The sequence below is a fragment of the Streptomyces sp. NPDC001709 genome (genome assembly GCF_053596375.1).
Window position 1 is genome coordinate 268,795 of sequence record NZ_JBSFGB010000006.1, and the last position, 19,960, is coordinate 288,754.

At 71.8% G+C, this 19,960-nt stretch carries 21 protein-coding genes; 13 read left to right on the plus strand and 8 right to left on the minus strand.

Annotation, left to right across the window (positions count from 1 at the left end; genetic code table 11):
* Position 1 precedes the first annotated feature (1 nt).
* Positions 2-394, minus strand: coding sequence for a helix-turn-helix transcriptional regulator (locus ACWC0C_RS12045; protein WP_450863516.1), 393 nt, complete (start codon positions 392-394; stop codon positions 2-4).
* Positions 395-538: 144 nt separating this feature from the next.
* Between ACWC0C_RS12045 and ACWC0C_RS12050 the strand changes: the two genes are divergently transcribed.
* Positions 539-1,693 (plus strand): anion permease, encoded by a 1,155-nt coding sequence (locus ACWC0C_RS12050; protein WP_450863518.1) that lies wholly within the window; start codon positions 539-541, stop codon positions 1,691-1,693.
* A gap of 17 nt (positions 1,694-1,710) precedes the next feature.
* Positions 1,711-1,935: a hypothetical protein gene (locus ACWC0C_RS12055; RefSeq protein WP_450863519.1), complete on the plus strand. Its 225-nt coding sequence runs from the start codon at positions 1,711-1,713 to the stop codon at positions 1,933-1,935.
* 123 nt (positions 1,936-2,058) lie between these two features.
* Here the strand turns inward: ACWC0C_RS12055 and ACWC0C_RS12060 are convergent, their stop codons facing one another.
* On the minus strand, positions 2,059-3,015 hold the full coding sequence (locus ACWC0C_RS12060) for a beta-ketoacyl-ACP synthase III (RefSeq protein ID WP_450863521.1): 957 nt from the start codon (positions 3,013-3,015) through the stop codon (positions 2,059-2,061).
* A 101-nt stretch (positions 3,016-3,116) separates the two neighbouring features.
* Between ACWC0C_RS12060 and ACWC0C_RS12065 the strand changes: the two genes are divergently transcribed.
* Positions 3,117-3,719 (plus strand): TetR/AcrR family transcriptional regulator, encoded by a 603-nt coding sequence (locus ACWC0C_RS12065; RefSeq protein WP_449197308.1) that lies wholly within the window; start codon positions 3,117-3,119, stop codon positions 3,717-3,719.
* Between the two features lie 7 nt (positions 3,720-3,726).
* Here ACWC0C_RS12065 and ACWC0C_RS12070 read toward each other — a convergent pair whose 3' ends face one another.
* Entirely contained in the window at positions 3,727-4,485 is a 759-nt protein-coding gene (locus ACWC0C_RS12070) for a response regulator (RefSeq protein ID WP_450863650.1), read from the minus strand.
* A gap of 44 nt (positions 4,486-4,529) precedes the next feature.
* Positions 4,530-5,411: a sensor histidine kinase gene (locus ACWC0C_RS12075; protein WP_450863522.1), complete on the minus strand. Its 882-nt coding sequence runs from the start codon at positions 5,409-5,411 to the stop codon at positions 4,530-4,532.
* 128 nt (positions 5,412-5,539) lie between these two features.
* Between ACWC0C_RS12075 and ACWC0C_RS12080 the strand changes: the two genes are divergently transcribed.
* Together ACWC0C_RS12080 and ACWC0C_RS12085 are read left to right on the plus strand one after the other, a co-directional pair.
* Positions 5,540-6,283 carry an ABC transporter ATP-binding protein gene (locus tag ACWC0C_RS12080; RefSeq protein ID WP_450863524.1) on the plus strand — a complete coding sequence of 248 codons (744 nt, stop codon included), beginning with the start codon at positions 5,540-5,542 and terminating at the stop codon, positions 6,281-6,283.
* Complete coding sequence (locus tag ACWC0C_RS12085; protein WP_450863526.1) at positions 6,280-8,625, plus strand: ABC transporter permease; 2,346 nt, start codon at positions 6,280-6,282, stop codon at positions 8,623-8,625. Before ACWC0C_RS12080 ends, ACWC0C_RS12085 begins: the two co-directional genes overlap by 4 nt.
* Before the next feature lie 160 nt (positions 8,626-8,785).
* Here ACWC0C_RS12085 and sodN read toward each other — a convergent pair whose 3' ends face one another.
* Positions 8,786-9,181: a superoxide dismutase, Ni gene (gene sodN / locus ACWC0C_RS12090; RefSeq protein WP_004983535.1), complete on the minus strand. Its 396-nt coding sequence runs from the start codon at positions 9,179-9,181 to the stop codon at positions 8,786-8,788.
* Positions 9,182-9,325: 144 nt separating this feature from the next.
* On the opposite strand from sodN, the gene sodX reads away from it, so the two are divergent.
* On the plus strand, positions 9,326-9,760 hold the full coding sequence (gene sodX / locus ACWC0C_RS12095; RefSeq protein ID WP_449197304.1) for a nickel-type superoxide dismutase maturation protease: 435 nt from the start codon (positions 9,326-9,328) through the stop codon (positions 9,758-9,760).
* On the opposite strand, the gene ACWC0C_RS12100 is transcribed toward sodX, so the two are convergent.
* Positions 9,664-10,293: a CGNR zinc finger domain-containing protein gene (locus tag ACWC0C_RS12100; RefSeq protein WP_449197303.1), complete on the minus strand. Its 630-nt coding sequence runs from the start codon at positions 10,291-10,293 to the stop codon at positions 9,664-9,666. The two genes, sodX and ACWC0C_RS12100, sit on opposite strands and share 97 nt — an antisense overlap.
* Positions 10,294-10,390: 97 nt before the next feature.
* Here ACWC0C_RS12100 and ACWC0C_RS12105 point away from each other — a divergent pair, with 97 nt between their 5' ends.
* The 3 genes from ACWC0C_RS12105 (at position 10,391) to ACWC0C_RS12115 (ending at position 13,931) form a co-directional block, all read left to right on the plus strand.
* Complete coding sequence (locus ACWC0C_RS12105) at positions 10,391-11,149, plus strand: methyltransferase domain-containing protein (RefSeq protein WP_450863528.1); 759 nt, start codon at positions 10,391-10,393, stop codon at positions 11,147-11,149.
* A 432-nt stretch (positions 11,150-11,581) separates the two neighbouring features.
* On the plus strand, positions 11,582-12,805 hold the full coding sequence (locus ACWC0C_RS12110) for an NAD(P)-dependent malic enzyme (protein WP_449197301.1): 1,224 nt from the start codon (positions 11,582-11,584) through the stop codon (positions 12,803-12,805).
* 160 nt (positions 12,806-12,965) lie between these two features.
* The gene (locus ACWC0C_RS12115; RefSeq protein WP_449197300.1) at positions 12,966-13,931 is read left to right on the plus strand and encodes a zinc-binding dehydrogenase; all 966 of its coding nucleotides are present in this window, start codon (positions 12,966-12,968) and stop codon (positions 13,929-13,931) included.
* A 16-nt stretch (positions 13,932-13,947) separates the two neighbouring features.
* On the opposite strand, the gene ACWC0C_RS12120 is transcribed toward ACWC0C_RS12115, so the two are convergent.
* Positions 13,948-14,979, minus strand: a complete 1,032-nt coding sequence (locus tag ACWC0C_RS12120) for a PadR family transcriptional regulator (protein ID WP_450863531.1) — start codon at positions 14,977-14,979, stop codon at positions 13,948-13,950.
* Position 14,980: 1 nt separating this feature from the next.
* Complete coding sequence (locus ACWC0C_RS12125) at positions 14,981-16,036, minus strand: DUF4097 family beta strand repeat-containing protein (protein WP_450863533.1); 1,056 nt, start codon at positions 16,034-16,036, stop codon at positions 14,981-14,983.
* Positions 16,037-16,217: 181 nt separating this feature from the next.
* Between ACWC0C_RS12125 and ACWC0C_RS12130 the strand changes: the two genes are divergently transcribed.
* The 4 genes from ACWC0C_RS12130 (at position 16,218) to ACWC0C_RS12145 (ending at position 19,960) form a co-directional block, all read left to right on the plus strand.
* Positions 16,218-16,397: a DUF6104 family protein gene (locus ACWC0C_RS12130; RefSeq protein ID WP_003992906.1), complete on the plus strand. Its 180-nt coding sequence runs from the start codon at positions 16,218-16,220 to the stop codon at positions 16,395-16,397.
* Positions 16,398-16,519: 122 nt separating this feature from the next.
* Complete coding sequence (locus ACWC0C_RS12135; RefSeq protein ID WP_450863534.1) at positions 16,520-16,876, plus strand: CU044_2847 family protein; 357 nt, start codon at positions 16,520-16,522, stop codon at positions 16,874-16,876.
* On the plus strand, positions 16,873-18,825 hold the full coding sequence (locus tag ACWC0C_RS12140; RefSeq protein ID WP_450863536.1) for a VMAP-C domain-containing protein: 1,953 nt from the start codon (positions 16,873-16,875) through the stop codon (positions 18,823-18,825). The genes ACWC0C_RS12135 and ACWC0C_RS12140 overlap by 4 nt, the downstream gene beginning before the upstream one ends.
* Before the next feature lie 136 nt (positions 18,826-18,961).
* Positions 18,962-19,960 (plus strand): AAA family ATPase, encoded by a 999-nt coding sequence (locus tag ACWC0C_RS12145; protein ID WP_450863538.1) that lies wholly within the window; start codon positions 18,962-18,964, stop codon positions 19,958-19,960.

Sequence of the window (19,960 nt, forward strand, 5' to 3'; positions counted from 1 at the left end):
GCTACGTCCGTCGCGGGCGCATGTACGCGCGCGCCACGCAGGGCGGGATCGCCCCGCTCTCCTCGTGCGAGCGGGCCCGGTAGGAGCTCGGCGTCTCCCCGACCAGCTCGGTGAAGCGGGAGCTGAAGGAGCCGAGTGACGTACAGCCCACGGCGAGGCACACCTCGGTCACCGTGAGGTTGCCGCGGCGCAGCAGCGCCTTGGCCCGCTCGATCCTGCGGGTCATCAGATAGCTGTACGGCGTCTCGCCGAAGGCCTTGCGGAAGCTGCGCTGGAAGTGGCCCGGCGACATATGGGCGCCGCGGGCCAGCTCGGCCATGTCGAGCGGCTCGGCGTACTCGCGGTCCATGCGGTCGCGCGCGCGGCGCAGCCGTCTGAGGTCCTCCAGGGTCACGCTCACCAGCTTGGCACAGGGCACTGACACCGCGGCGGGACGGAACGGTTTCGCACAGGAGTGCACAACACACTCACTCGATATTCGACATGCCGTTCGCCTCCGGTTCGCCGCGCATTGGCCTGCCCTTGCTTGCCTTGGGGAATGGACCACATCACGTTCCTCGTGGCGGTCGTCATCGTCACGGCACTGGCGTTCGACTTCACGAACGGGTTCCACGACACCGCGAACGCGATGGCCACCTCCATCGCCACCGGCGCGCTCAAACCACGCGTCGCGGTTCTGGTCAGCGGGATCCTCAACATCGTCGGCGCCTTTCTGTCCACCGAGGTGGCCAGGACGATCTCCGGCGGGATCGTGGACGACACACTGGTCAGCCCGGCGATGATCTTCGCGGGGCTGGTCGGGGCGATCCTGTGGAACCTGGTGACCTGGCTCGCCGGACTTCCCTCCAGTTCCTCCCACGCCCTCTTCGGCGGTCTGATCGGCGCGGTCTGGGTCGGCGCGGGCTCCCACGGCGTGCACTTCGACAAGGTCGTCGACAAGGTGCTGATCCCGGCCGTGGCCTCTCCGGTGGTGGCCGGCGTGGCCGCCCTGATCGCCACCTACCTCGCCTACAAGCTCTCCGGCCGCGGCCGCCAGGATGCGGTGACCAAGGGCTTCCGCCTCGGTCAGATCGCCTCCGCGTCCCTGGTGTCCCTCGCGCACGGCACCAACGACGCGCAGAAGACCATGGGCGTCATCACGCTCACCCTGATCTCGGCGGGCGCGCTCGGCCATGACGCCGGCCCGCCGGTGTGGGTGATCGGCGCGGCGGGCCTCGCCATCGGCCTGGGCACGTACCTGGGCGGCTGGCGGATCATCCGCACCATGGGCAAGGGGCTGGCGGAGATCCAGTCGCCGCAGGGCTTCGCCGCCGAGACGGCTTCCACGACCGTGATCCTCACCTCGGCACACCTGGGCTTCGCGTTGTCCACCACGCAGGTCGCCTCGGGAAGCATCCTCGGCGCCGGTCTCGGCCGTCGCCTGGCGGAGGTCCGCTGGGGTGTGGCCGGCCGTATGGTGCTGGCCTGGCTGGTCACCCTGCCCGCCGCGGCGCTCGTCGGCGGTCTCGCGGCCGGCGTGGTCAAGCACGGCGGCAACCTCGGTACGGCGGTCATCGCCCTGGTCGCCCTGGCCCTCGCCGCCGCCATCGTCGCCGTGTCCCGTCGCAACCCGGTGCGTGCCGACAACGTCAACGATCACCACGAGGTCACCGTCCGCACCCCGGCCCCGCCGCACGTCGGCACGGCCGCCTGAACCTTCGGGAGCCCCTGATGCATGTCGACTGGTCCGCCCTCGGCAAGGTCGCCGCGGTCAGCCTCGGTGTCACGGTCGCCGTGGTCGTCGTCTTCACCTTCGGCGTCCTCGGCCTGTCCCGGGCGCAGGCCGGCCGCGCCGGAGCCGCCACCACGGGCCGTGCCGTGGCCGGCCTGTGCTTTCTCGCGTGCCCGGCGGTGGTGGCGTACGGGGTCTATCTGATCGTGCCGCGGTTCCACTGACGACGGGAATGTACGTAGGCACGTAGGCACGTAGGCACGCAGGCACGCAGGCACGGAGGCGCGGAGGCACGTATGGCGGGGCCCGGTCGGGAAATCGGCTGGGCCCCTTTCGGATGGCACCGCTCAGGGGCAGGTGACCACCTGGCCGGCCCAGGACAGGCCGCCGCCGAAGGCGAGCAGCAGGACCGGGGCGCCGGACGGGAGATCGCCGCGTTCGGTGAGCTTGGACAGGGCGAGCGGGACCGACGCGGCGGACGTGTTGCCGGACTCGGTGACGTCGTCGGCGATCACCACGCCCTCGGGCAGGCCGAGTTGCCGTACGACGGCGTCGATGATGCGCAGATTCGCCTGGTGGGTGACCACACCGGCCAGGTCGGCCAGGGTCAGGCCGGCCTGCGCGCAGGCTTCCCGGGCGATGGCGGGGAGTTCGCCGGTCGCCCAGCGGAAGACGGTCTGGCCCTCCTGGGCGAAGTGCGGGTGCCAGTCGTCGACCAGCCGGACGGCGTCGCCGCGCGTGGGGTCGGAACCCCAGGCGACCGGGCCGATCCCGGCGTCGTCGGCGGCACTGAGCACGGCGGCGCCCGCGCCGTCGCCGAGCAGCACGCAGGTGCGGCGGTCGGTCCAGTCGGCGACGTCGGACATCTTCTCGGCGCCGATGACCAGGGCGTGCCGGGCGGCGCCCGCGCGGATCGCGTGATCGGCGCAGGCGAGCGCGGTGCAGAAGCCCGCGCAGCCGTTGTTGAGGTCGAAGGCCACGGGGGCGGGCAGGCCGAGCCGGCCGGCGACCTGGGCGGCGATGGAGGGACAGCGGTCGATGGCTGTGCACGTCGCCACCGTGATCAGCCCGATGTCGGCGGGGTCGAGCCCCGACGCGGCCAGTGCCTTGCCCGCGGCGGCCGCGGCCAGATCGGTCACCGACTCCCCCGCAGCGGCGATACGGCGGGTGGCGATGCCGGTACGGCGCCGGATCCACTCGTCGCTGGTGTCGACCATGGCGGCCAGGTCGTCGTTGGTCAGGACTCGGGCCGGCTGGTAGTGGCCCAGGGCGGTGATGCGGCTGCCCGGTACGGCGGAACGCACAGGTGATCTCCTCGGTTCGGCGGCGGTGCGGCACAATGGGCCGGAATATAGCAACCGATCGGTCGGAAGTTAAATATCCCGAGCTGGCTACCATGGGCGGCATGAGCCCCCGCAACTCCGCAGCCGAAGCCCGCAGAACGCGCCAGCGCATCGTCGAGCGCGGCATCGCGCTCGCCTCGGTCGACGGCCTCGAAGGGCTCACCCTCGGGCGCCTGGCGGCCGACCTCGAGATGAGCAAGGCCGGCGTGCTCGGGCACTTCGGCACCAAGGAGGCGCTGCAGCTCGCGACCCTGGAGGGGGCCGCGGCGGCGTTCAACCGTCTGGTGTGGGAGCCCGCGGCGGGCGAGGAGCCCGGCCTGCCCCGGCTGCGGGCGGTCTGCGACGCGTGGATCGCCTACCTGGAGAACGCGCGTGACGTCTTCCCCGGCGGCTGCCTGTTCACCATGGCCTCCGTGGAGTTCGACGCCCGCGGCGGACCCGTCCGCGACGCCGTGGCCCGCCTCGCCCGGGTCTGGCGGCGCCGGCTCGCCGCCGAGGTAGGGGCGGCCGTGGCGGCGGGTGACCTGCCGGCGGACACCGACCCGGAACAGGTGGTGTACGAACTGATCGGCCTCTACATGGCCCTGAACCAGGAGATCCAGCTCTTCGCGACCCCGACGGCCGCGGACCGCACCCGGAGGGCACTCGCCCGACTCCTCCGGTGACGGTGCTTCAGACCATACTTCCTGGGGTGACCAGGCCCGTCTCGTAAGCGAGGACGACGGCCTGGGCGCGGTCGCGGAGGGTGAGCTTGGCGAAGATCCGGGCGACATGGGTCTTCACGGTGGCCTCGCTGAGGGTAAGGGCGTCGGCGAGTTCGATGTTCGACAGGCCCCGGCCCATCAGGGCCAGCACCTCGCGTTCACGGGGGGTCAGCGCAGCCAGGTCGCGGTGGATCGAGGCCGTGCGGGCCGCGGCCGGCGCAGTGACGGGGTGGCGCGCTGGGCCGACCTGGTCGGCCTCGTGGGTGGTCGCGTAGCGCTCGACCAGACGGCGGGTGATCGAGGGGGCGAGCAGCGCGTCGCCCGTGTTCACGAGCCGCACGGCCGCGGCGAGGTGGGCGGCGGTGACGTCCTTGAGCAGGAAGCCGCTCGCCCCGGCGGCGAGCGCCGCGTAGACGTAGCGGTCGAGGTCGAACGTGGTGAGCATGAGGACCCGGCAGTGCGGGAGCAGCCGCAGGACGCGCTTGGCGGCTTCCAGGCCGTCCAGGCGGGGCATCCGGATGTCCATCAGGAGGACGTCCGGGCGCAGCCGTTCGGCCTCCGCGACGGCCTCTACGCCATCTGCGGCCTCGCCGATGACCTCGATGCCGCGCGAGGTGAGGATGAGGCGGAAGCCGGTTCGGATGAGCTCCTCGTCGTCGACGATGAGGACTCGCGGGACGACGCTTTCCCTGCCCGGGTTCGCTCCCGGCTCCTGGGTGTTCGGGATCCGGTTCCGGGCGTGGGGGATGCGGGGGTCGGCGGCGGGCCGGGTCACGGGCGCTCCAGAGGGATGCGGGCGCGGACACGGTACCCACCACCGACGCGGCGCCGGGCGTCGAAGTGGCCTCCGTAGACGGCGACGCGCTCGCGCAGGCCCACCAGTCCGTGCCCCGCTCCGTCGTCCCGGCGCGCGCGCCCACCGGAGTCGGCTCCCGTACGCGCGGGGACGCCTGACAGCACGCTCGGTCCGCTGTTGAGCACTTCGACCCGCAGACCGTGGTCGGCGTAGTGCACCGTCACGGTCGCCGTGCCGCCGTCGCCGTACTTGAGCGCGTTGGTCAGCGCCTCCTGGACGATCCGGTAGGCGGTGACGTCGATGCCGGGTGGCAGCGGGCGCGGTTCCCCGGAGATGCGCACCTCGACCGGGAGGCCGGCGAAGGCGATCCGGTCGACGAGGGTGCCCAGTTGACGCAGGCTCGGCTGCGGGGCGAGCCCGGAGAGGTCCCCTTCGCCGTCGCGCTCGGTCCGGTCGTCGTCGCCGTCCGGTGAGGGCGCCAACAGGCCCAGCAGGTGCCGCAGTTCGGTCATCGCGTCGCGTCCGGCACCCTCGACGGCCTGCAGCGCGGTCTCCGCCGCGTCCGGCAGGGTGTCGAGTACCTCGCGGGCGGCGGTCGCCTGTACGACCATCAGGCCGACCTTGTGGCTGACGATGTCGTGCAACTCCCGGGCGATGCGCGCACGTTCGGCCGCCACCGCCGTGCGGGCGGCAGCCTCCCGCTCGCGCTCCAGCAGCCAGCGCCGGTCCTCCAGGACCTTGCGGTAGTCGCGGCGAGCGCGCGCCAGCAGCAGGGCGGTGCCCCCGGTCACCGTCAGGCTCACGGTCGCGAGGGCGATGAGCAGCCGGCCCGTCTCCGATCTCCACACATCGTCCATCGTGCCAGCCAGCCGACGAGCGGGCGTCCCTCTCCGGGTCCACCTCGTACATCGCCAGGATGACCACCGCCGCGGGATACCTCCGGGGGCTGACGCCCGGGCCGCCCACGCCGCCTACCGTCCCTGCCATGACCACCGAAGACATCAGCGGCACGAGTGCGGGGGCCGGCCCGGCCGCCGTGCGCGAGCAGGACGTCGTCCGGGTGACCGGCTTACGCAAGGAGTACGGCGACACCGTCGCCCTGAATGGAGTGTCGCTGGAGATCGGCGCCGGGGAGGCGGTGGCGGTGATGGGGCCGTCCGGCTGCGGCAAGTCCACCCTGCTCAACATGATCGCCGGCCTCGACCGGCCGAGCGCCGGCCGGGTGCACGTGCACGGCGAGGACCTGGGCGCGATGAACGAGACCGGCCTGGCGCTCTTCCGGCGCCGCCGGATCGGCATGATCTTCCAGTTCTTCAACCTCGTCGACGACCTGCCCACGATCGACAACGTCGCCCTGGCCGCCCAGCTCACCGGAACGCCCACCCGCCAGGCCCGGCGCCGGGCACTGGAACTGCTGGACGAACTCGGCATCGCCGACCGCAGGAACGTCTACCCCGCCGCGCTCAGCGGCGGCGAACGCCAGCGGGTGGCGGTGGCCCGTGCGCTGATGAACCGCCCCGCGCTGCTGCTCGCGGACGAACCCACGGGCGCGCTGGACAGCCACGCGGGCGAGCAGGTGATGGACCTGCTCATCGACCTCAACGAACTGGGCCAGACCCTGCTGCTGGTGACGCACGACCAGACCCTGGCCACGCGCTGCGCCGGCCGTCTGGTGACGATGGCGGACGGCCGGATCACCGGCGAGCGGACCCTGGAGCGGTCGGCATGAGCGCGGTGTGGCGGGCCTCCCGCGCGGCCGTGCGCCGCCGACGGCTGCAGACTGCCGTGATCGGGGCGGTGGTCCTTGTCTCCTCCATGGCCCTGGTGGTCGCCCTCGGGCTGCTCGACGTCGTGTCCGGACCCTTCGACCGGCTCTTCGATCAGGCGCACGGCGCGCATGTCGTCGCCACGTTCGACGCGGCGAAGGTCTCCGGCGCGCAGCTGGGGCGGACCGCGGAACGTCCGGGCGTACGGGCTTCGGCCGGGCCGTTCCGGCAAGCCGTGATCGACATGCCGGAAAGCGCGGCGGCCGAGATGCCCGGGATGGCGCCCGGCCCCCTGACGGTGGTGGGGCGGGCGGACCCCGGTGGCGACGTCGACCGACTGGACCTGTTCGCCGGGCACTGGGCCGCTGGCCCGGGCCAGATCGTGCTGGCGTTGCCGGACGCGCCGGGGATGGGCCATGGGTCGCACTCGCCGATCGGCAAGAGGATCCGGCTGCCCGGGCAGCGGCCCCTGACCGTGGTGGGCCTCGCCTCCAGCGTGAGCGGAACCGCGCAGGCCTGGGTCTCCCCGCAGCAGATCACGGCCCTGCACCCCACGACGTACCAGATGCTCTACCGGTTCGACCGAGCCGCGACAGCCCGTCAGATCAGTGCGGACACCGCGGCGGTGAGCGTCGGCCTGCCGTCCGGATCGGTGCTCGCGCACCAGTCGTACCTGACCTTGAAGGCGCAGATCGCGGCCAACCCCAACGTCTACGTGCCGTTCCTCATGGCGTTCGGGATCCTCGGCCTGCTGGTGGCCGTCCTGATCGTGGGCAGCGTGGTGAGCGGCGCCGTCGTCTCAGGTTTCCGGCACATCGGTGTGCTCAAGTCCCTGGGCTTCACACCCCGTCAGGTCGTCGCGGTCTACCTGGTGATGGTCTGCGTCCCCGCCACGGTGGGCGCGCTGGTCGGCACGGCCCTGGGCGGGGTGGTCGCGCCGCCGCTGCTGCGCCAGGTCTTCCAGGGCGCGAAGCTCGGCACCGCGACCGTGGACCCGACGATCGGCTCCTGGGCGTACGCGACCACCGCGCTCGGCATGCCCATGATGGTGCTGCTGGCCGCGCTGATCCCGGCCCTGCGCGCCCACCGGCTCTCCGCGGCACGCGCCATCAGCGCGGGCGGCGCACCGCACGGCGGACGGGGGCCGGCCGTACAGCGGTGGCTGACCGGGGTCCGGCTACCGCGCTCGGTTACCCTCGGCCTGGGCCTGCCCTTCGCCCGGCCCGGACGGGCCCTGCTCACCGTCGCCTCGGTCCTGCTCGGAGTGGCGAGCGTGACCTTCGCGACCGGACTGTCGGCCACCATGGTCTCCTACGGCGACGCGGTCCAGGGCGTCGGCAAGGCACAGTCGACCGTCTGGCGAGGACAGACCAGGTTTGAACAGACTGCCCCGCACCACGACGACGCCGCGACCCAGAGGCTCCTGCGCGGTCTGCCACATGTCGCGGACGTGGCCGCGGTGGGCTTCGCCGACGTACGGATCCTCGGGCGCAGTGAGGGCGTGGCGATCGAGGGCGTGCGCGGGGGGCGGTCTGTTCTCCCCGACGACCTGGCGCGGGGCCGGTGGATGCGGAGGCCCGGCGAGGTGGTGGCCTCCGGCAGATTCCTCGCCAAGCAGGCACTGCGGCTCGGCGACTCCTTCACCCTGACCGCGGCGGACGGCCGGCAGGAGCGCGTGACCCTGGTCGGGGAGATCCTGGCCGGACCGGAGGACTGGATGCGAGCGGACTGGTCGACGGTGACCGCCCTGACACCGGACGCGCAGGCCAACCAGTACTGGGTGCGGCTGGCCCACGGCGCCGACTTCAACGCCTTCACGAAGGCCGTACAAGCCGCCGACCCGGGGCTCTACCCGGCGAAGAACACCATGGTGAACGCGGACGCCGTGACCGTCATCAGCGCCGCGTCCGCGCTGACCCTGATGCTGACGCTGGTCGCCGCGATGGGCGTGTTCGACACCGTCGTGCTCAGCGCCCGGGAGCGCCGGCGCGACCTCGGGATGCTGAAGTCGATCGGCATGACGCCACGGCAGGTCACGGTGATGATGGTGGTGTCCATGGCCGGGCTCGGGCTCATCGGCGGGATCCTGGGGCTGCCACTCGGGGTCTCGGCCTACCGCGTGGTGATCCCGATAACCGAACACGCCGCCCAACTCACCTTCCCCGCATGGATGCTGGACGTGTGGCACCCCGGAACCCTGGTGTTGCCGGCGCTGGCCGGGGTGGCGATCGCCGCACTGGGCGCGCTGATACCGGCGCGCACGGCGGCCCGCCAGACCATCGCCCGCGTCCTGCACACGGAGTGACGGCCGAGCTGCGTGGGAGGCCGCGTGGAGACGATCGAACTGCCCGCCATCCTCGTCCGCCGTCGCCGAGGGCAACCGGAGTTCCGCCGAGGCCGTCCGGGTACGGGCAAGGGGCCCGACCGGAGTTGCCGGCCGGGCCCCTTGCAAGGGAGAGAAAGCCTCAGGCCTTCTTCGTCTCCCAGAAGATCTTGTCGATCTGGGCGATGTAGTCCAGCGCCTTCTGGCCCGTCGCCGGGTCGGTGGACGCCTTGGCGGCCGAGAGGGCCTTCAGGGTGTCGTTGACCAGCTGGTGCAGCTCCGGGTACTTCTCGAAGTGCGGGGGCTTGAAGTAGTCGCTCCAGAGCACGGAGACGTGGTGCTTGGCGAGCTCCGCGCGCTGCTCCTTGATGACGGTGGCGCGTGCCTGGAAGTGGGGGTCGTCGTTGCCGGCCATCTTCTCCTGGACGGCCTTCACCGACTCCGCCTCGATGCGGGCCTGGGCCGGGTCGTAGACGCCGCAGGGCAGGTCGCAGTGGGCGCTGACCTTGACCTTGGGGGCAAACAGGCGGGAAAGCATGGAGCATTCCTTCCTCGTGATCGTCTTCTCAGGTGCGACATTACTCCCTGAGGAAGGCGATTTCTCGGGTGCCCCCCAGGGCTTAGGACAAAAGTCCAGGGTCAGACTGAGACTGGTGGAGGAACGGACCGGGGAGGTGCCGGGATGCCGGAGCTGTCGCAGGAGACCGAGCGGGGGAGGGCCGTGGCGCCGTTCGGGCTGGCCGAGGTGACCGGCCCGTCCATGGTGCCCACGCTCCGTCACGGGGACCGGCTGCTCGTGCGGTACGGGGGTGTGGTCCGGCCCGGTGACGTCGTCGTTCTGCGTCATCCGTTCCAGCAGGACCTGCTCGTCGTCAAGCGTGCCGTGGAGCGGCGCGACGGCGGCTGGTGGGTGCTCGGGGACAACCCGTACGCGGGCGGGGACAGCACGGACTACGGCGTCGTACCCGATGAACTCATCCTCGGGCGCGCCCGCTTCCGGTACCGGCCGCTTCCCGCCGGTCAGCGCTCACTGCCGGCGCTGGTGCGCTGGGCGCTGTCGGCCGCGAGGCCGCTACTGCCCGACCGGTCGGCCTCCAGGCGCTTGCGGGCCCGGTAGGCGGCCACGTTGGCGCGGGTCGCGCAGCGGTCCGAGCAGTAGCGCCGGGAGCGGTTGGTGGAGGTGTCGAGGTAGGCGTTGCGGCAGGGGGCCGCCTGACACAGGCCCAGGCGGTCCACGCCGTACTCCGTCAGGTGGAAGGCCAGGCCCATCGCCGCGATCGCCGCGTAGCCCGCCGTGGCGTTCGACGGGTGGTCGGCCAGGTGCATGTGCCACAGGGGGCGGCCGTCCTCGTCGCGGTAGTCGTGACCGGAGATCTGCGGCGACACCGGGAACTCGAGCAGCAGCGAGTTCAGCAGGTCCACGGCCGGCGTCTCGTCGCCCTTGTCGGCCGCCTCGAAGACCGCGCGCAGCCGCGCCCGTACCGAGCGGAAGCGCGTGACATCGGCGTCGGTGGCGCGGCGGGCCGCGGACGAGTTGGCGCCGAAGAGGTCGCGGACGGCCTCGACCGAGGTCAGGGAGTCCTTGCCCCGGGCCGGTTCCTCGCTGTTGACGAGACGTACGGCGTAATCCGAGTAATAGGCCAGTTCCACTTGTAGTCCTTACGAGGGCGCTTTATGGTCGTGTCTGCGGTCGGGTAACAGCCGGTCGTGCTTCCAGGGTATTACGCAGACAAGGGGGACGGGCTTCATGACTACGAGCACGGGTACCGACTGGGCCGCGTGGCAGGAGAGCTGGGACCGGCAGCAGGAGTGGTACATGCCGGACCGGGAGGAGCGCTTTCGGATCATGCTCGACATGGTCGAGGCGCTCGTGGGGACGGCCCCGCGCGTTCTCGACCTCGCCTGCGGCACCGGCAGCATCACCGGCCGGCTGCTCAAGCGCTTCCCCGAGGCGACCAGCACCGGTGTCGATCTCGACCCGGCCCTGCTCGCCATCGCGCACGGCACCTTCGAGGGCGATGAGCGGGTCACGTTCGTCGCGGCCGACCTCAAGGATCCCGACTGGCCGACGAGGCTGCCGTACGACTCCTACGACGCCGTCCTGACCGCCACGGCCCTGCACTGGCTGCACAGCGAACCCCTCGCCGCCCTCTACGGTCAGGTCGCGGAGCTGGTCCGCGACGGCGGTGTCTTCATGAACGCGGACCACATGATCGACGACAGCACGCCCCGGATCAACGCCGCGGAGCGCGCCCAGCGACACGCCCGCATGGATCAGGCCAAGCGCGAGGGCGCCCTCGACTGGGTCGAATGGTGGCAGATGGCGGCCGAGGATCCCGTCCTCGCCGAGCCCACCGCCCGCCGCTTCGAGATCTACGGCGAGCATGCCGACGGGGACACGCCGAGCGCGGCCTGGCATGCCCGCACCCTGCTGGCGCGGGGCTTCGGCGAGGCCCGGCCGGTGTGGTGCTCGCCGTCCGACACGCTGCTGCTCGCCGTGAAGTAGGCGGTGAGGCGCTCGGCCGGGGTTTCCCGGCCGAGCGTTTCGCGTGGGACGTCACCTTGTGCGGTGCCAGAACTATCTTCGGGAATCCAGCCGTCCGGCCGGAAAATCTTCGGCGTGTCTCACGATGTGGTCGGCGTGTGCCCCTGTCCGGCCGCGTCTTCGCGCGCTTGGCGCGGTTGTCAGCCGCGTGTCACCTCTGCGTGGCTTTCGTGTTCCGCGATGTGACCTTCCACCTAATGGACTCGTCGTGGGAGCCGTCCGTCCGGTATGAAGGTTCTTTACACCCCTCATCCGGGGCTCAGGGCGCGTGTGCGGCGCGCCCGTCGCGTATGTGCTCGTCCGTATCAGCAATCGGGCCGTACGCGGTGCCCGCCCACCCCTCACCAGGAGTGGTCGACCCTCAAACCATGCATACCTAAGGGGTACAACAAAGTGGCAGCGGAGATCGTCAATCCTCGCAGCGACAGCAATACGGATCAGGACGGCGGGGCCGAGCCCCTGGATTCCTTCGATCCGGCGTTCGCGCTGCACCGCGGCGGCAAGATGGCCGTGCAGGCCACCGTGCCGGTCCGCGACAAGGACGACCTTTCCCTCGCGTACACGCCCGGCGTCGCGCGCGTGTGCACCGCGATCGCGGAACAGCCGGAGCTGGTCAACGACTACACGTGGAAGTCGTCGGTGGTCGCCGTCGTGACCGACGGTACGGCCGTGCTCGGACTCGGGGACATCGGTCCCCAGGCCTCCCTCCCCGTGATGGAGGGCAAGGCGATCCTGTTCAAGCAGTTCGGCGGCGTCGACGCGGTGCCGATCGCGCTCGACTGCACGGGCGTGGACGAGATCGTGGAGACCGTGGTCCGGCTCGCTCCCTCCTTCGGCGGAGTGAACCTGGAGGACATCTCGGCACCCCGGTGCTTCGAGATCGAGAAGCAGCTCCAGGAGCGCCTCGACATCCCCGTCTTCCACGACGACCAGCACGGTACGGCCGTCGTGACGCTCGCGGCGCTGCGGAACGCGGCGCGGCTCAGCGGGCGGGAGATCGGGCAGCTGCGCGCCGTCATCTCGGGCGCCGGCGCGGCCGGTGTCGCCATCGCCAAGATGCTGGTCGAGGCCGGCATCGGGGACGTGGCGGTGACGGACCGCAAGGGCGTCGTCTCGGCCGACCGGGAGGACCTCACCTCGGTCAAGCGGGAGCTGGCCGGCTTCACCAACAAGGCGGGCATCACCGGCTCGCTGGAGGACGCCCTCGCGGGCGCCGACGTCTTCATCGGCGTCTCCGGCGGTACGGTCCCGGAGGAGGCCGTGGCCTCCATGGCGGAGGGCGCCTTCGTGTTCGCGATGGCCAACCCGAACCCCGAGGTGCACCCGGAGGTCGCCCACAAGTACGCGGCCGTGGTCGCGACCGGGCGGTCCGACTTCCCGAACCAGATCAACAACGTGCTGGCGTTCCCGGGCATTTTCGCGGGTGCGCTGCAGGTGCGGGCCTCCCGGATCACCGAGGGGATGAAGATCGCTGCGGCGGAGGCGCTGGCCGCTGTCGTGGGCGACGACCTCGCCGCCGACTATGTCATCCCGTCGCCGTTCGATGAGCGGGTCGCTCCCGCGGTCACGGCGGCTGTTGCGGCTGCGGCTCGCGCCGAAGGCGTCGCACGCCGGTAGGGCGTCGCGCGCCGGTAAGTCGAATGGCCCCGTTCGTCCGAACGGGGCCATTTCTTGTGTGGGTGCCGGCCTGCGCCGCATGGGTGTCCCTGCGCAAGAGGGCATGTGTCACAGGTCTGTGTGGTTCCCTCGGTTGATCAGCGCACCTATCGTCGGCTGCATGTTCGCTGTCTACGCCACCCGAATCGACCGCGACCAGCCGCTCACCGGCCTGGAGTTGGGGGAGCGTCCGGCTCCCGAGGCCCGGCCCGGCTGGAGCACCATCAAGGTGCGGGCCGCTTCCCTCAACCACCATGACCTCTGGTCCCTGCGGGGCGTCGGCCTCACGGAGGACCGGCTGCCGATGATCCTCGGCTGTGACGCCGCCGGTGTCGACGAGGACGGCAACGAGGTCGTCCTGCACTCCGTCATCGGCCAGACCGGCCACGGGGTCGGCCCCAAGGAGCCGCGCTCCATCCTCACCGAGCGCTACCAGGGCACCTTCGCCGAGCAGGTCGCCGTGCCGACCTGGAACGTGCTGCCCAAGCCCAAGGAGCTGTCCTTCGCCGAGGCCGCCTGTCTGCCGACGGCTTGGCTGACGGCGTACCGGATGCTGTTCACGAATGCCGGGGTACGGCCCGGCGACTCGGTCCTCGTGCAGGGCGCGGGCGGCGGTGTGGCCACGGCCGCGATCGTGCTCGGCAAGGCGGCGGGGCTCCGCGTCTTCGCCACCAGCCGGGACGAGGCCAAGCGGAAGCGGGCCCTGGAACTGGGGGCCGTGGAGGCGGTGGAGTCCGGGGCGCGGCTGCCGCAGCGGGTCGACGCCGTCATCGAGACCGTGGGCGCCGCCACCTGGTCCCACTCGGTGAAGTCGCTGCGGCCGGGCGGGACGATCGTGATCTCCGGGGCGACGAGCGGGGACCGGCCGTCGCATGCCGAGCTGACCCGGATCTTCTTCCTGGAGCTGAAGGTCGTCGGCTCCACCATGGGCACCAAGGAGGAGCTGGAGGACCTGCTCTCCTTCTGCGCCGCGACCGGGGTACGGCCCGTCATCGACGAGGAACTGCCGCTGGACCGGGCCCGCGAGGGCTTCGAACGGCTGGCGTCCGGGGAACAGTTCGGGAAGATCGTGCTGACCAACAGCTGACCTGGCCTCAAGAGGTCTAGGCCTTCGGTTGGCGCAGTATCGCGCCGATGTGGGCCGCCGCCGTCGACAGGTGGCGGCGGGCGTCGCGGAGCTGGGTCTGGGTGACTCCGTGGTCGCGGGCCGCGTCGCGGATGTCGTCACGGAAGCGGTCCAGGAGGCGGTCCAGGTCGCGGGCCGGGTCGCCGGTGAAGTCCTCGTGCGCCCAGGAAGGCTCGTACTCGGCCGGGAAGTCCTCGGTGGGAGTGACGTAGTGCGGGGCGGTGTCGGGGGTGGGGGGCGGCTCCTCGGCCGGGCGGGGGGAGGTCCAGTTCTTGCCGAAGTCGCCCAGTTCCCTGGCCAGTTCGGACAGGCCCTCGCGGACGCCCGTCGGCCAGTCGCCGTGGGCGAAGTGGTCCTGGACGCGGTCCTGGACCTGGCGGGCGATGCGCTGCATCTCCTCCTGCGCCTGGGCCCGGGCCCGCGCCTGCGCCTCCTGGGCCTGGTGGCGGGCCTGCTGGGCCTCCTGGCGGGCCCGGCGGCTCTCGTCCTTGGCGCGGCGGGCCTGCTCCTTCCACTCCTGCCGGACGCGGCGCATCTCCTCCTTCGCGGCCCGCCAGGCCTCCTTGTCGGTGAGGTCGCCGTACTCCCCGGCGGGACCGGTCGCGCCCGTCCTCGCGCTCCGGCGGGCCTCGGTCGCGGCCTCGCGCATCTCGCGGCGCAGATCGCCCGCCGCGCCGCGCACGTCGGCCCTTATCTCGGCGGCCAGTTCCGCGACCGACTCGCGGATCTCCAGCTCCAGGTCGGCCAACTCGCCGCTGCGCTCGGCCAGTTCCGCACGGCCCGCGTCCGTGATGGCGTATACCTTGCGGCCGCCCTCGGTGGTGTGCCTGACCAGCCCCTCGGCCTCCAGCTTGGCCAGCCGGGGGTAGACCGTGCCCGCCGAGGGGGCGTACAGCCCCTGGAAGCGTTCCTCGAGGAGCCTGATCACCTCGTAGCCGTGGCGCGGAGCCTCGTCGAGCAGCTTGAGCAGGTACAGGCGGAGGCGCCCGTGGGCGAAGACGGAGGGCATGTCAGAGCACCTTCTTGTCGGTCGTGCCGTCGGCCGGGCTGTTGATGCCGTCGGAGGCGTCGGCACCCTGGCCGGAGACGGAATTGTCCCCCGGGGTGGTCGGGGCGTCGGCGGCGGGGGCGGTGCCGGGGGTCGCGATGCCAGAGGTCTGTGGGGGCTCGAAGGACTCGGACGGCTCGGAGGACTCGGATGGCTCGGACGGCTCGGAGGACCCGGAGGGCTCGGATTCCCACGGGGTGTCGTGTTCGTCCTCGCGTGGCGGGCGGCGCAGCAGGGCGATGGAGCCGGAGACCGTGGTGGCCCGGAGCCTGCCCGTGCCCGCGCCGAGGCGGCCGGTGATCTTGTGGGCGCCCCACTGGCCGTGCACCCTGAGGCCGTCGAAGGCGTTGGAGATCGTGCCGCTCGCGGTGTTGGCCTCCACCTCGGCGTCCCCGGGGTGGGGCAGGCGGATGGCGATCTCGCCGGAGACGCTGGTGAGGCCGACCTCCGTGGGGCCGTCCGGGTCCAGGTCCACGATCATGGAGCCGCTGACGGAGTCGGCGCGGACGGAGCGGCCGGAGCCCTCGACCACCGTCAGGTCCCCCGAGACCGACTTGAACCGGAGGTCGCCGGTGACCGCCTGGGCTTCCACGTTTCCCGACACGGTCTCCGCGCTGACCGGGCCCGAGACGCCGACGAGGGTGGTGTCGCCGGTCACTCCCTTGACCACGGCGGGGCCGCGCATGCCGGAGACGACCGCGCCGGCGCCGACCACGCCCACCTCCACGCGGGTGTCGGCGGGCACCGCCAGGGAGACGACGGCGCTGCGCCGCCAGCCCTTGCGGTCGAGCCACTTGAGGAAGCCCTTCCAGGGCAGGTCGTCGTAGGCCACCGTGAGGGTGTCGCCGCTCTGGGTGACGATCAGGGGCGGGCCTTCGATCTCCGAGATTTCGAGGCGGGCGGAACCTTCGTCCGTGCCCACCACGTTCACCGTTCCGTTGACGATGCGGACCTGGAGGTCGGTCACGCGGGTGTCGAAGGTCAGCTTCCGGGGCTCGGTGACGGACCACTCGGGCATTGGGGACTCCTCGGCCGGGCATAGTCGCGACACGTCATATCGCGTCCTCTGGGAAACACGATATATCGTGGCTCCCGGAAGTCAAGACACCCTTGCGCATCCCGCGCCCGGGATGCGGCCCACTCCGGGGAAGCGGGCCCGTACCCTGGGAAAGTAGGTCCGTCCCCATCAGGAGTGAGAGTTGTACTTCACCGACCGTGGCATCGAGGAGCTGGAGAAGCGGCGCGGCGAGGAGGAGGTCACCTTCGAGTGGCTCGCCGAGCAGCTGCGGACGTTCGTCGATCTCAACCCGGACTTCGAGGTGCCGGTGGAGCGACTGGCGACCTGGCTGGCGCGGCTGGACGACGAGGACGACGAGTAGGACAGGTCCTAGGCCGGGCGCATAGTCCTGCAACCAAGGTGGGTATGAGCCTCGTCGCTGTTCGAGTGGGCGCCGTTCAGGCCGGGTTGACCTGACGGCTCGGGCTCTGCGGGGGGAGCGGAATGAGTCACATCCAGGACATCGAACTGCCGGACGGCACGGTGGTCACCGCCCGGATCGGCGCGGGGGAGGCCTACGACGACCAGGAGGACGTGGGCTTCACCGAGACCGCGGTCGCCAAGGTCGAGCAGCTCCAGGAACTGATCAGGGGCGTCGGCGGCACCGTTCTCGACGCCGCACGCGCGGCCAAGCCGCACGAGGCCTCCATCACCTTCGGCGTGGAACTGACCGCCAAGGAGGGCCTGGCCGTCGCCGTCCTCGCGCGCGGGGAGGCCAAGGCGTCCCTGGAGATCACCCTCACCTGGCAGTTCGACCGGGGAACCGCGGGGGAGGGCGACGGGAGAACGGTCGGCGCATGAGCGAGCGTGACGAACGTCTTTTCGATCTCGTCCGGGCCGCCACCGTCCATCTGCTGCCCGCCGACGGGAAGGACGGCCCCTTATGGGGCAGCGGTTTCTTCGTCGCGCCCGGCTGGGTGCTCACCGCCGCCCATGTGCTGCGCCCGCACCTCGCGGCGGACCGCACGACCGGCTTCCGGGTGCGCGGCGAGGGCGTCGAGGCCGGGGCCCGTCTCGCGGAGTGGCTGCTCACCAACCCGCGCGACCCCAAGGTCCCGCTGGCCGAGGACCTGGCCCTGGTCCGGCTGACCGACGAGTGCCCGCACGAGTGCGTGTGGCTCACCGACCGGGCCGCCCGCCACTCCGGCGCCCTCAAGGCCTGCGGCTACTACCCCGGCCCGCCCGAGGCCCGCTTCCGCATCGTGGACGCCGAGATCAACGGCCACGAGGACACGTACGGGCTCATCATCAAGCCCGACATCGACTTCCCGAGCGGCATGTCGGGCGGGCCGCTGCTCGACCCCGAGTCGGGAGCGGTCGTAGGACTGATCAAGTCGCGGCGCAAGGAGAAGGACGGCGGCAAGGCCGTCGGGATCGCCGCACTGCGCCGGTTCGGGGAGACGTACCGCGAGGTCATGACCGCCCACGACCACTGGCACGGCGAGGAGCCGGTCTCCGAGACCGGGGACAACTGGATCGACCTCCAGCGCGGCCCGGCGGCCGACCCGGGCGCGGTCTGGACGCCCCGCGACCGCCGCAAGGCGCTCGCCCTGCTCGCCGCGCTGCCGCACCCGCCCGACGAGCCCACCGTCAAGCTCATCGCCAAGGAGGCCCGCAGCGGCAACCAGTGGCCCGGCGGCACCCCCGAACTGCGCACCTGGCGCGACGGCCTCGGCCTGCTGTACGAGGGCACCACCCCGCTCGACCCGCTCGTCTTCCTGCGCTACCTCAGGCTCGTGGAGCTCCACGCCTGCGCCCGTGAGGCCGGCGACCCCCTGCTCGCCGGCTGGATCAGCAAACGGCTGCGCCAGGACACCCGCCGGCACTTCCACGCCATGGTCCGCGACGCCACCATCCCCGACGAACTGAAGCCGCCCCCCGAGGACCACGGCCCCGAGCGCGTCGTGATCTCCTACCCCGGCCCCGGCGAGGGCCCCGTCGTGGCCCTGCTGCTCGACCCGGTGATCGGCGCGCAGCCCGTCCGGTTCTTCTGGCAGATCTGGTACGACGACGGAGACGGCCTGCCCGAGGTGCACGAGACGGACTCCTCGGTGCACGGGTACCGGCCCGACGAACTCGTCCAGGCACTGCGCGTGCCCCTCGGTGGACTGCTGGAGTCCAAGGACCGGGAGGGCCACCCCGTACCGCTCGAAGTCGCCCTGCCCGCCGAGCACTTCGACACCGCCGTGCACCGCTGGCGGTTCGCGGACATCGCCGAGCTGAACGACCCCGGGCACCTCGGCGCGCGCCGCCGCCTGGTGCTGCGCGCCCTCGAGCGCCGGGGAGATCCGGACAATCCCTGGCTGAGCCGGTGGCAGGACCTGGCGGTCGGGCACCGCTTCCAGGGCTGGCGCATGCCCCCGCCGGGCGCCGTGGACCCCTCCGGCTACCGCGCGGCCGAGCGCGACCGCATCCCCGTGATGTGCCGCCCGGCCGGACAGGGCGCCGGACGGGTCGCCATGAAGCACGCCCTGAACAGCGGCCACGCCGTCGCGCTGTGGCACATCGGCCCGCACCCGGAGCGCGGCGCCTGCCTGCCGGAGTGCGACACGCTGCACGCGCGCGTGGAGAAGTTCCTCGAAACGCTCGGCTCGCTGGCCGAACTCCCCGACCGGCTGCGGCTCGTCCGGCAGGACATCAGCGAACAGCGCCACGACAGCGCCTGGGCCGAACCGCTCGCCCTGCTCTACGACGACCCGCGCAGGCCCCTGCCGGGCGAGGAGACCGAACCCGTGGACGCGCCGCCGTGAACACCATCCAGGGCTGGCCGAAATCACCTGTGCACCAGGGCTGTTCTGGGTATGTTCTCAGGGGCCCGTTGCGGGCGCACGACGCCCCCGTCGGCCAGGACGTGGACTACCACCGACCGTCGACGAGGAGCACGGCATGAGCGAGTGGTTCATCTACCAGGGCACCGGGCAGCCGGATCCGGCCAGGATCGACGCGCTGCCCAAGCCGCCGCCCTGGCGGAGGTTCGACGCCCCGCCCGTCGACTACGCGGTCCCGGAGCTCGACTCCGCCACCCATCGCAGGCTCGGCGAGCGCACCGTCCCGCTGCCCGTCCAGGATCCCGACGCGCTCGAACTGGTCAACGCCGCCCTGTACTTGCGGCGCCCCCTGCTCGTCACCGGCGAGCCTGGCGTCGGCAAGTCCACGCTCGCCCACTCCGTCGCCTACGAACTCGACCTCGGCCGCGTCCTGGAGTGGCCGATCGTCAGCCGCAGCGAACTGCGCGACGGCCTCTACACCTACGACGCCATCGGCCGCCTCCAGGACGCCCAGCTCCCCGGCGAGGCCACCGCCCAGGACATCGGCCGGTACATCAAGCTCGGCCCGCTCGGCACCGCGCTGCTCGCCGCCGACAGGCCCCGGGTGCTGCTCATCGACGAGCTCGACAAGAGCGACATCGACCTGCCGAACGACCTGCTCAACGTCCTGGAGGAGGGCCGCTTCGCCATCCCCGAGCTGGAGCGCATCGCCGACCGCGCCCCCGAGGTGCGGGTCCTCACCGACGACGGCCGGCGCGTGGCCGTACGGGACGGCCAGGTCCGCTGCCGCGCCTTCCCGTTCGTCGTCATGACCAGCAACCGCGAGCGTGAGTTCCCCGCCGCCCTGCTGCGCCGCTGCATCCCGCTCGACTTGAAGGCCCCGCGCGAAGAGCGCCTCGCCGCCCTCGTCGAGGCCCACTTCGGCCAGGGCTCCTACGACGCCAACCACGATCTCGTCGACCGGTTCACCCAGGCCGAGGCGGACGGCGCGCTGCGCCCCACCGACCAGCTCCTCAATGCCATCTTCCTCGCCCAGCACGCCGCCCGCGAGGCCGGCCAGCGGCGCGAGGAGATCTCGGAGCTGCTGATGCAGCCCCTCGACCGAGGACCGCGCTAG